General features: G+C 40.9%; 4 protein-coding genes, 3 rRNA genes and 1 pseudogene. All 8 read right to left on the bottom strand.

The window, feature by feature from the left end:
• Positions 1-31: 31 nt before the first annotated feature.
• Positions 32-1,171 carry a sodium ion-translocating decarboxylase subunit beta gene (locus tag ACPWSR_RS15125; RefSeq protein WP_426349058.1) on the bottom strand — a complete coding sequence of 380 codons (1,140 nt, stop codon included), beginning with the start codon at positions 1,169-1,171 and terminating at the stop codon, positions 32-34.
• 711 nt (positions 1,172-1,882) lie between these two features.
• Positions 1,883-2,437: an IclR family transcriptional regulator gene (locus ACPWSR_RS15120; RefSeq protein ID WP_426351397.1), complete on the bottom strand. Its 555-nt coding sequence runs from the start codon at positions 2,435-2,437 to the stop codon at positions 1,883-1,885.
• Between the two features lie 60 nt (positions 2,438-2,497).
• Positions 2,498-2,656 (bottom strand): annotated as a pseudogene (locus ACPWSR_RS15115) (helix-turn-helix domain-containing protein); the annotation flags it as partial.
• A 159-nt stretch (positions 2,657-2,815) separates the two neighbouring features.
• A 5S ribosomal RNA gene (gene rrf / locus ACPWSR_RS15110) occupies positions 2,816-2,932 on the bottom strand.
• A 135-nt stretch (positions 2,933-3,067) separates the two neighbouring features.
• Positions 3,068-5,975, bottom strand: a 23S ribosomal RNA gene (locus ACPWSR_RS15105).
• 507 nt (positions 5,976-6,482) lie between these two features.
• Positions 6,483-7,993, bottom strand: a 16S ribosomal RNA gene (locus tag ACPWSR_RS15100).
• The 16S, 23S and 5S rRNA genes sit together here, the layout of an rRNA operon.
• Before the next feature lie 545 nt (positions 7,994-8,538).
• On the bottom strand, positions 8,539-9,447 hold the full coding sequence (locus tag ACPWSR_RS15095; protein WP_426349057.1) for an EamA family transporter: 909 nt from the start codon (positions 9,445-9,447) through the stop codon (positions 8,539-8,541).
• Positions 9,448-9,639: 192 nt separating this feature from the next.
• Positions 9,640-11,757: a glucose PTS transporter subunit IIA gene (locus ACPWSR_RS15090; RefSeq protein ID WP_426349056.1), complete on the bottom strand. Its 2,118-nt coding sequence runs from the start codon at positions 11,755-11,757 to the stop codon at positions 9,640-9,642.
• Positions 11,758-12,063: the final 306 nt, after the last annotated feature.

The raw sequence follows: 12,063 nt of genomic DNA, 5'->3' as shown, positions 1-12,063 counted from the left end.
ACACCTCATTTCAATATTTTTATCCGTGTAATCAAGCTGCGAAATATGCAAGAATCATTCCACCAGCAACAACAGAAGCAATCTGACCTGCTACATTTGCACTAACTGAATACATGAGCACAAAGTTTTGAGGATCCTCCTTTTGTGCCATCTTTTGAATAACCCTAGAAGACATTGGAAAGGCAGATATACCGGCAGCTCCTATCATAGGATTAATTAATGGCTTCCCAGTAATCTTTAAGAATACATTTATTAGTTTAGCAAATAGCACCCCACCGATGGTATCAAAGATAAATGCAACAAGCCCAAAGCCAATTATTAATAGTGTCTTCCACTGTAAGAATTGATCTGCAGTCATCTTTGTAGCAATAGTGATGCCTAACAATATTGTAATTATATTCACCAGCTCATTTTGTGCTGTTTGAGATAATCTATCTAAAACACCGCATTCTCTTAACAGATTACCAAACATTAAAAATCCTACTAATGGCAGGGACATTGGTGATATAAGTCCTGCAACTAGGGTAATAACTATTGGGAAGGTTATCCTAGTAAGCTTCGATACACCTTCTGCCTTATATTTCATTCTTATACGTCTTTCTTTTTTAGTGGTGACTAGCTTAATAGCAAAAGGCTGGATTATTGGAACTAATGCCATATAAGAATAAGCAGCTACGGTAATAGGTCCAAGAAGTTGAGATGCTAGCTGGCCTGCAACAAAGATTGCAGTAGGCCCATCAGCTGCTCCGATTATTCCTATGGAAGCAGCCTCACGGATTGAAAAGCCTCCAAATACAGCAGCAACTATTATTGTAAAGAAAATGCCAAACTGTGCAGCAGCACCGAATAAGAGCATAAAGGGATTTTGAAGAAGTGGACCAAAGTCTATCATGGCACCAATCCCTATAAAAATAAGAAGTGGAAATAGCTCAGTGGATATTCCTCCCTGGAACAAAAATTCTAGTATACCTTCTACTTCAGTATTTCCTACTATTTGAGTAAGGACTCCAGTGTCAGGAAAGTTAACCAAAATTGCACCAAAACCCATTGGTAGTAATAATGATGGCTCATATTCCTTTTTGATAGCGAGATAAATTAATACTCCTCCTATAACCCACATCACTATCTGTCCAAGAGTCAATGAGGTTATACCGTCAATTAATACATCCATGTTATAGCCTCCTTAATTTATATTTTTTAATCTCTGTTTAAGTATGCTATTCTTACAACTGTATCAATTATGGCTAAAGAAGTTATTTTGCAGAAATTATTTCACTATACGGAATGCGTTCCACGTAATTATTAAAAAATATAATATAAACATTTAAGCTTCTCTTAATAAAGCTTTATTTCACAGAAACAAGCCAATATAATGTCGTATCTTGTATAATTGTATTATAACAAGGCGAAATTATTAAGTCTAGAGCTTAAATTATTATTTATATGATATTTTCAAACTATATTACAATATAAAATAATTAGTAAAAGTATTTTTATAACTTTCTCATCCTGTTAAAGACTAAAGTTAACTATATATTTCATATTGTGGAATGCATTCCATTAATTTAGCAAAAAAAATATAAACTGTTTGCTTATGTTATCACTTCCAAAAACCAATGGACACATCTACACATAATTGAATAATTTGTAAGAATATTTTCTAAATATATTATATCAACAAGAATTTAAAATGTCTATACTTGATATTTGATTTTGTGAATTAATTTTTAACTATTATGGAACTAAAACAATAGTTTAATAAAAATAAATAAAAAACCATAGTAATATTACTAGATCCAAAGCTTGATGATTAGAAAATTCCTATCAAGAAAGCTAGTTTTACTATGGCTTATAGCTATAATCATTGGGAAATTAGTTATTATTAATATCCATTGTTATCTGCATACCCCATATTATAGGATAGCTTCTCTGCATATTTCTTAACAGAAAGCTTAACTTTATCAATTTTGTCCCCTTCTAAGATACGAGATTCTGGCGCTATGATACCTATAGAACCTTTAAGCTTTCCTTTTGCATCAAAGACTGGCGCACCAATTCCTACTGCCCCATCTATATATTCACCATGTGAAACTGCAACCCCTTCCTTCCTTATTCTAGTTATATCCGCTCTTAACTTACTTGCTTCAAATTTAGGATAGCAGGTTGTATCTTCCTCCATAATTTTTATATAGTCTTCTATAAATTCATCAGTCTGATATGCTAGTAAGGTTTTCCTCATAGCTCCACAGTGAAGATTAAACTCATAACCATATTTCTCTACTATTTTAAGATTATTGCTACTATCGACCTTGTCTATCACAATTCCGTTATAGCCTACTGCTATCATGTAAAAAGCATCCTCAGAGGTTTCTAAGGAAAGATCCTTTAAAATTGGAGTGACAGCATCTCTTATATGTAAGCTACTAGATGCAGCCATACCCAAAGAAATTAAAGCTGGTCCCAATTTATATGTGTGTGAATTTTCATCTTTTGACACAAAATTCTTTTCACAAAGTGTTTTTAAAATACGATGTACGGTACTAGGTGGCAAATCTAACTCATTCGATAACTCTGCAATAGAATATTTTTTTTGCGCGCCCTTTAAAACTAATAATATATCTAGTGCTCGTACTAGACTTTGAACCAAAGAAATCATTCCCTTCATCATAAAGCTGTACTATAAGTTATATGATAATCTGTTAACATTTTTATAATACTACAAATAACACTACTGTTACAAATATTTTTTCATTAAAATTCATATTTTTAAACATAGCAAAAAAACTCTGATACATAAGTATCAGAGTTTTATAATACCCGGCAACTTCCTACTCTCCCACAGAGCTTCCCCTGCAGTACCATCGGCCCTATGAAGCTTAACCGTCGTGTTCGGAATGGGAACGGGTGTTACCTTCATGGCATTGCCACCGGATAAGCAGACATTCTAAATCTTCGATTTAGCGTGGTCGCTTATGCAAATCTCGCTAGAGATTTACAATCCTTAGAAAAAACTGTTGTTCTTTCAAAACTGCATACAGAATGATGTTTTGTAAAGTCGTCATTTATTTTGGTCAAGCCCTCGACCTATTAGTATCGGTCAGCTGAACACGTTGCCGTGCTTACACCTCCGACCTATCAACCTCGTGTTCTTCGAGGGGTCTTACTAGCTTACGCTATGGGAAATCTAATCTTGAGGTGGGCTTCACGCTTAGATGCTTTCAGCGTTTATCCCTTCCCGACATAGCTACCCAGCTGTGCTCCTGGCGGAACAACTGGTGCACCAGAGGTCAGTCCATCCCGGTCCTCTCGTACTAAGGACAGCTCCTCTCAAATTTCCTGCGCCCGTGGCGGATAGGGACCGAACTGTCTCACGACGTTCTGAACCCAGCTCGCGTGCCGCTTTAATGGGCGAACAGCCCAACCCTTGGGACCTACTTCAGCCCCAGGATGCGACGAGCCGACATCGAGGTGCCAAACCTCCCCGTCGATGTGGACTCTTGGGGGAGATCAGCCTGTTATCCCCGAGGTAGCTTTTATCCGTTGAGCGATGGCCCTCCCACGAGGTACCACCGGATCACTAAGTCCGACTTTCGTCCCTGCTCCACTTGTAGGTGTCGCAGTCAGGCTCCCTTATGCCTTTGCGCTCTTCGAACGATTTCCGACCGTTCTGAGGGAACCTTTGAGCGCCTCCGTTACTTTTTAGGAGGCGACCGCCCCAGTCAAACTGCCCGCCTAACAATGTCCCGTCACCAGCTTCATGGTGCCCGGTTAGAATTCCAGTACTGTCAGGGTGGTATCCCAAGGTTGACTCCACAGAGCCTGACGACCCTGTTTCCCAGTCTCCCACCTATCCTGTACAGACAATACCGAAACTCAATGCTAAGCTGCAGTAAAGCTCTACGGGGTCTTTCCGTCCAACCACGGGTAGCAAGCATCTTCACTTGCACTACAATTTCGCCGGATTTGCAGTTGAGACAGTGCCCAAGTCATTACGCCATTCGTGCGGGTCAGAACTTACCTGACAAGGAATTTCGCTACCTTAGGACCGTTATAGTTACGGCCGCCGTTTACTGGGGCTTAAGTTCATGCCTTCGCTTGCGCTAAGCAATCCCCTTAACCTTCCAGCACCGGGCAGGCGTCAGCCCCTATACATCAGCTTACGCTTTAGCAGAGACCTGTGTTTTTGCTAAACAGTTGCTTGGGCCTATTCTCTGCGGCCATGTCTCCATGGCACCCCTTCTCCCGAAGTTACGGGGTCAATTTGCCGAGTTCCTTAACTGCAATTCTTCCGCCAGCCTTAGGATTCTCTCCTCACCTACCTGTGTCGGTTTGCGGTACGGGTACTGTCTCTCTCCCTAGACGCTTTTCTTGGCAGCGTGGAATCATGTACTTCGGCCCCGTAGGACCTTCCCCATCACACCTCAGCTTAATACAGGCGGATTTGCCTATCCTGTATACCTAAGTGCTTAGACCAGCATCCAATAGCTGGCACACACTATCCTCCTGCGTCACGCCATCGGTAATAACGATTAACAGCAGTATCGGAATATCAACCGATTGTCCATCACCTACGCCTTTCGGCCTCGGCTTAGGTCCCGACTAACCCTCAGCGGACGAGCCTTCCTGAGGAAACCTTAGGTTTTCGGCCAATGGGATTCTCACCCATTTCTCGCTACTTATGCCTACATTCTCACTCCTGTACAGTCCACCGCTCCTTACGGTACGACTTCAGCCCATACAGGACGCTCCCCTACCACTGACACTATTGTGTCAATCCGTAGCTTCGGTGATAGATTTTAGCCCCGGACATCTTCGGCGCGGGATCTCTCGACTAGTGAGCTATTACGCACTCTTTGAATGAGTGGCTGCTTCTAAGCCAACATCCTAGTTGTCTTAGAAATCCCACATCCTTTACCACTTAATCTATACTTGGGGACCTTAGCTGACGGTCTGGGCTTTTTCCCTTTTGACAATGGCACTTATCTGTCACTGTCTGACTGCCGGACTCATAGTATGCGGCATTCGGAGTTTGATAAGGTTCGGTAAGCTATACGCCCCCTAGCCCATTCAGTGCTCTACCTCCGCTACTCATATCCGACGCTAGCCCTAAAGCTATTTCGAGGAGAACCAGCTATCTCCGAGTTCGATTGGAATTTCTCCGCTATCCACAGCTCATCCCATGGTTTTTCAACACCAACGTGGTTCGGTCCTCCACGGAATTTTACTTCCGCTTCAACCTGGCCATGGATAGGTCACCCGGTTTCGGGTCTACGGCATGCAACTAGTCGCCCTATTAAGACTCGGTTTCCCTTCGGCTCCGTACCTAAAGTACTTAACCTCGCTACATACCGTAACTCGTAGGCTCGTTCTACAAAAAGCACGTCATCACACACATAAGGTGCTTTGACCGGTTGTAGGCACATGGTTTCAGATTCTATTTCACTCCCCTCCCGGGGTTCTTTTCACCTTTCCCTCACGGTACTTCTTCACTATCGGTCATCAGGTAGTATTTAGCCTTGGGAGGTGGTCCTCCCTGCTTCCCACAAGGTTTCACGTGTCTCGTGGTACTCTGGATCAGAACTGGCACTAAATGACTTTCACCTACAAGGCTGTTACTTTCTGTGGCCCAGCTTTCCAGCTGGCTTCGGTTAGTCATCTCCTGCATTTGTTGTTCTGTCCGCAACCCCGGAAACAAGTTTCCGGTTTGGGCTCTTTCCTTTTCGCTCGCCGCTACTAAGAAAATCGATTTTTCTTTCTCTTCCTCCAGGTACTTAGATGTTTCAGTTCCCTGGGTTTACCCTCCATAACCTATGGATTCAGTTATGGATACATGGGGTTACCCATGTGAGTTTCCTCATTCGGAGATCTCCGGATCACTGGCTATGTGCGCCTACCCGAAGCTTATCGCAGCTTATCACGTCCTTCATCGGCTCCTGATGCCAAGGCATTCACCATGCGCCCTTTGTAGCTTGACCTTTCGCTCGTGCTAAGCTTCGCACTGCTTCGTCGAACTTCGTCGCTGTGGTGCTCACGTACGGTTTTGTACGCTCCGCTCCTCGCTCCTCGTCTCCTCGCATTGCTGCGCTTATCACTCGCTCAGACATTAAACTGTTACGTATAAACGTCTTTTACGGTTTTCAATTGGATTATCAATTGAGTTTTACAATTAATTCTCAGCGAAATCATACATTGAATAAACAATTTATAATTTGCACTTTAAAAGATTGTAGTTATCTTTACTTACATCAGTTTCTGTATGCAGTTTTCAAAGAACAGTTAAAAAGACTAACTAAGAACTAAAAACTAAGAGCTAAGAGTTAAGAACCAAAAAAAATTTTTTTAACTCTTCACTTTTCACTATTAGTTTTTCTCTGTTTTTAGTGGTCTTTCAAAATTAAACAGAGAATTCAGTACTAGAATAAACCCAGCTTTGTGAACCGGTGCTTTTCCAAGGGAAAAGACTTCCGATTAAGTTTCCTTAGAAAGGAGGTGATCCAGCCGCAGGTTCTCCTACGGCTACCTTGTTACGACTTCACCCCAATCGCTGACCCTACCTTCGGCCGCTGGCTCCTTGCGGTTACCTCACGGACTTCGGGTATTGCCAACTCTCATGGTGTGACGGGCGGTGTGTACAAGGCCCGGGAACGTATTCACCGCGACATTCTGATTCGCGATTACTAGCAACTCCGGCTTCATGCAGGCGAGTTTCAGCCTGCAATCCGAACTGGGACGAGTTTTAGAGTTTTGCTCCACCTCACGGTCTTGCGTCTCTCTGTACTCGCCATTGTAGCACGTGTGTAGCCCTAGACATAAGGGGCATGATGATTTGACGTCATCCCCACCTTCCTCCCGGTTAACCCGGGCAGTCTCGCTAGAGTGCTCAACTTAATGGTAGCAACTAACAACAAGGGTTGCGCTCGTTGCGGGACTTAACCCAACATCTCACGACACGAGCTGACGACAACCATGCACCACCTGTCTTCCTGCCCCGAAGGGCTTCCCCGATTAAGGGTAATTCAGGAGATGTCAAGTCTAGGTAAGGTTCTTCGCGTTGCTTCGAATTAAACCACATGCTCCGCTGCTTGTGCGGGCCCCCGTCAATTCCTTTGAGTTTTAATCTTGCGACCGTACTCCCCAGGCGGGGTACTTATTGTGTTAACGGCGGCACAGGGGGAGTCGATACCCCCTACACCTAGTACCCATCGTTTACGGCGTGGACTACCAGGGTATCTAATCCTGTTTGCTCCCCACGCTTTCGAGCCTCAGTGTCAGTTACAGTCCAGAAAGTCGCCTTCGCCACTGGTGTTCTTCCTAATCTCTACGCATTTCACCGCTACACTAGGAATTCCACTTTCCTCTCCTGCACTCTAGACGCCCAGTTTCAAATGCAGTTCCCAGGTTGAGCCCGGGTATTTCACATCTGACTTAAGCATCCACCTACACTCCCTTTACGCCCAGTAAATCCGGACAACGCTCGCCACCTACGTATTACCGCGGCTGCTGGCACGTAGTTAGCCGTGGCTTCCTCCTCAGGTACCGTCATTATCGTCCCTGAAGACAGAGCTTTACAACCCGAAGGCCTTCATCACTCACGCGGCGTTGCTGCATCAGGGTTTCCCCCATTGTGCAATATTCCCCACTGCTGCCTCCCGTAGGAGTCTGGGCCGTGTCTCAGTCCCAATGTGGCCGATCACCCTCTCAGGTCGGCTACGCATCGTCGCCTTGGTGAGCCGTTACCTCACCAACTAGCTAATGCGCCGCGGGCCCATCTCGAAGCGGATTTCTCCTTTAATCAGTTCATCATGCGATAAACCGATATTATGCGGTATTAATCTCCCTTTCGGGAGGCTATCCCCCTCTTCGAGGCAGGTTGCCCACGTGTTACTCACCCGTCCGCCGCTAGGAAACCTCCGAAGAAATTTCCTCGCTCGACTTGCATGTGTTAGGCACGCCGCCAGCGTTCGTCCTGAGCCAGGATCAAACTCTCAATTTAAAAGTTTGATACTTCTCAAAATTACTTAAAAAAATTGCTGGTTTGTATTTGTTCTAAACTTAGTTCTCTGTTCAATTTTCAAAGACCATTCTCTGTCCTCATCAGACAGCTTGTTTATCTTACCACGCCGCTTTATCCTTGTCAACACTATTTTTCAAAACTTTTTCTTTCTCAAGAAATTCAAGTTTTAATCTTAACTAAGCGAGCAAAGCGAGCCTAAATCTTTAAACTCTTACTTCTTAGCTCAAGTGTTTTCCGTTTGTCGTAAGCGACTTGTATATAATACCTCTAATTTAATATTGTTATTTCAAACAAAGGTGCATATTTACCATCTTTTCTGTATAAATCTTTCATTTATTACTTTTTCCTCACTATTTCTCATATAGATACACCAGGCTATGTTTTTGTTTCATTTATAAGTAATATAAGCTTTAGACCTCATTTTAACTTAGATAAGTACTCATAATATAGGTGTAAACCAAAAAAATGATCCAATATAAAAAGAAAGACTCATTCTATAAATCTATAGAATGAATCTTTTTTTATTAACCAGCTAACCCTTCTGCTAATCCAAGTAAAGCAATACCTATCATTACTAACATCACTGTAGCATACTGCTGTCTTGTTAGTTTTTCTTTTAAAACTATTCTTGATAGGATTACTGAAACTATGCTATAGGATGCAATTAAAGGAGCTGCTATGATAGCCTTATCTGAAATAGAAAACACATAGAAGAATTGACCTATGGTTTCGAAAATCGCTGCAATCCCCATGTCTTTTTCTCTAAGTATATTAAAACTTTCTTTTTTATATTTTAAATAAATAAACGCGATTATACCGCATATAAGAAAAGTAAATTCATATGCCAAAAGGGCATGTTCCTCACTAATTAGGGACAGCTCGTCCAAATATATTGCATCGGCAAAGGTACCTAAACCGTCAATAATACAATAAAGTATAGGGAAAATAATTGCTAAAAAGCTCTTTCTGTATCTTTTATCCTCTTCTAAGCTCAATATTTCTTCTTCTTTAGCCTTATTTTTTTCGAGGATTGCAAGGATAGTTATCCCTACTGTTATAATCACTATTCCTAATCCCTCTAACACAGAGATAGTATGTGTAAAAAATATAAATATAAGTATTGAAGTCACGGCACCTGAAGAATTTTGTATTGGCGAGGATATTGATAATTCTATATATCTAAGTCCAGCATAGCCTATAGCCATTGAAAGTATATACATAGCAGAAACTGGTAAATATGTTATTAGATATTTGGGAGAAAAATCAATATTATTTACCGTCATATAGAAAAAGCCATGAATACCCATAACCAGACCTACCATTATCACGGTCTTCAGGTGGCTGTACTTATCTCCTTCTGTATTACCTTTTTTGTAGAACAAATCAGCACAGCCCCAGGAAAGCGTTGTTAATAAAGCAAATATGAACCACATAAAATACACCTCTTCTTTTGTCTTTGAATATTAATCACTCTTATAGCTGGATAATTCAGTAATACTATTACTTTACCCCTTTACTATAATGGCAATTCAGCACAATTATATCATAATAATTAATCTGTGGTTAAGTCTTATAAAAAATAAGTTTAAAAAAGCTCCCCGGTAACCAGGGAGCCTTTATTATAATTACTTTACCTCTATTAACTTACTATTACTATCAACTTTTCCATTTGAAAGTTGATTAACTTCTTTAAAGCTGTCAGTATTTGTTACTATAACCGGTGTAACCACTCTATAGCCTTCTGCTTTTATAGCCTCCATATCGAACTTCGCTATTAAATCTCCGGCTTTTATTTTATCTCCATCTTTAACTTTGATGTCATAATGCTTACCATCTAATTTTACAGTATCAATCCCTATATGGATTAATAATTCAACGCCACTATTAGATTTTAAACCAATAGCATGCTTAGTAACAAATACTGTAGAAATTTCACCATCAAATGGAGCAGTAACCACACCTTTGGATGGTTCTATAGCAGCACCCTTGCCAAGCATTTCCTCGGAAAACACTCCATCTCCAACTTCACTTAAAGAAATAGCATTTCCTTCTAATGGGGAATAAATAACAGTTTCAGACGCGTTAGTAGAAGCTATCTTCTCAGATGAAGCTTTTTCAGTCTTAACAGCTTCATTTTCATGTACTGCTTCTGGATTCTGTAGATAATCTTCCAAATTAGATTTAATAACTGTAACTCTTGGTCCGTATATAACCTGTATTCCATTACCCTTCTTAATTACTCCAGCAGCACCGCTAGCTTTTAAGATACCTTCATCTACTAAGCTGCTGTCATATACAGTAGTACGCAGCCTTGTAGCACAAGCATCAACATCGCTTATATTCTCCTTACCACCTAGACCTTTTGCTATCATAGCAGATATATCATCACTATCTGCTTCACTCCCCTTACCTTCATTCTTCTTAGCATTAACATCTGCCCTAGTGTAAAGCTTAACCTCTTCCTCACCTTCTTCACGCCCTGGTGTTTTGAAATTAAACTTCTTGATAAGGAAGCTGAATAAAAAGTAGTAAACGATGAAGTATACTATTCCTACTACTATGATATATATCCAGCTAGTTTTTCTATTCCCCTGAAGTATACCAAAGAGGAATAAATCTATTAAACCTCCAGAGAAGGTCATTCCAACTCCCACTCCAAGAATATGCATGAACATATATGCTAAGCCAGCAAAAACACAATGTATTACATAAAGAACAGGAGCTACAAATAAGAATGTAAATTCTATCGGTTCAGTTATACCTGTAAGCATTGAGGTTAATGCTGCAGATAGTAATAGACCTCCAACCACTTTTTTCTTTTCTGTTCTTGCACATTTATACATGGCAAGAGCAGCACCAGGAAGACCAAAGATCATAAGAGGGAACTTTCCTGACATGAATCTTGTAGCAGATACACTAAAATGAGTAATACCAGGAGCGCTTAGCTCAGCAAAGAAAATATTTTGTGCACCTTCTATTAAAACTCCAGCAACTTCTGCAGTACCTCCTACAGCTGTCTGCCAGAATGGAAGATAGAAAACATGATGAAGTCCAAAAGGAATAAGAGCTCTTTCCATTACTCCATAAATCCAAGTGCCTGCATAACCAGAGCGAAGCACTAAGTCTCCTACGCTGTATATTCCAGCCTGTATAGGAGGCCAGATGAAATACATAGCAATACCTACTATTAAATAAACTACAGAGCTGATGATTGGAACGAATCTTGTTCCGCCGAAGAAGGACAGCACTGTTGGCAGCTCAATCTTATAAAATCTATTGTGAAGCGCAGCAACACCAAGACCAACTATGATACCACCAAAAACACCCATTTGAAGAGAAGTAATCCCTAGAACATCTCCTGCTGCTCCCTCTAATAGAGCCTCAGTACCTCCATTGATTGTAATCATTGCTCCTATAGATGCATGCATTATAAAGAAGGCAATAGCTGCTGAAAGAGCTGCTACTTCTTTTTCTTTCTTAGCCATACCAATGGCTACACCCATAGCAAATAATATAGGTAAATTAGCAAATACTATATTACCTGCCGCATTCATAACTGTTAATATAGAATATATAATAGTCCCTGGTCCCATGATATTCATAAGACCATAAGTTTCAAGCATAGTCTCGTTGGTAAAGGATCCCCCTATACCTAAAAATAGACCAGCTACCGGCAAGATAGCAATTGGCAGCATGAAGGATCTTCCAACACGCTGAAGAACGCCAAATACATTACCTTTCATGTTATTCCTCCTTTGATTATGATGATTGATCTATATATATATATATATCGCATTGCGATAAATATACTATGATAAAAAACAGCAAGACCTGAGCCTTATGTGATAGCAAAGTATATTACACAATCATCAGCTCAGTCTTGCCAGCATTGCCAATCAAAATCCTTAAAGTAAGTAACTCATGAATCTCATAGCCTTCTGTGATAAAAAGAATATCATATTATAATTAAAATTATTCTCCTAGAGACTTCTCTGTTAAATTCCGATATTCTAAGCAAAATCATAAATCCCTCATTATTATAATCTTCA

Origin of the sequence: Alloiococcus sp. CFN-8 (genome assembly GCF_049943125.1) — a bacterium.
Classification (GTDB): domain Bacteria; phylum Bacillota; class Clostridia; order Clostridiales; family Clostridiaceae; genus JAEXZL01.
The sequence above is the reverse complement of the archived record's forward strand: the minus strand, read 5'-3'. Positions and strand labels throughout refer to the sequence as shown.

Excerpts from the sequence above, each read along its gene's own strand:
- ACPWSR_RS15125 (WP_426349058.1), bottom strand. The coding sequence starts at position 1,171 with ATGGATGTATTAATTGACGGTATAACCTCATTGACTCTTGGACAGATA.
- ACPWSR_RS15120 (WP_426351397.1), bottom strand. The coding sequence starts at position 2,437 with ATGGCTGCATCTAGTAGCTTACATATAAGAGATGCTGTCACTCCAATT.
- ACPWSR_RS15090 (WP_426349056.1), bottom strand. The coding sequence starts at position 11,757 with ATGAAAGGTAATGTATTTGGCGTTCTTCAGCGTGTTGGAAGATCCTTC.
- ACPWSR_RS15095 (WP_426349057.1), bottom strand. The coding sequence starts at position 9,447 with ATGTGGTTCATATTTGCTTTATTAACAACGCTTTCCTGGGGCTGTGCT.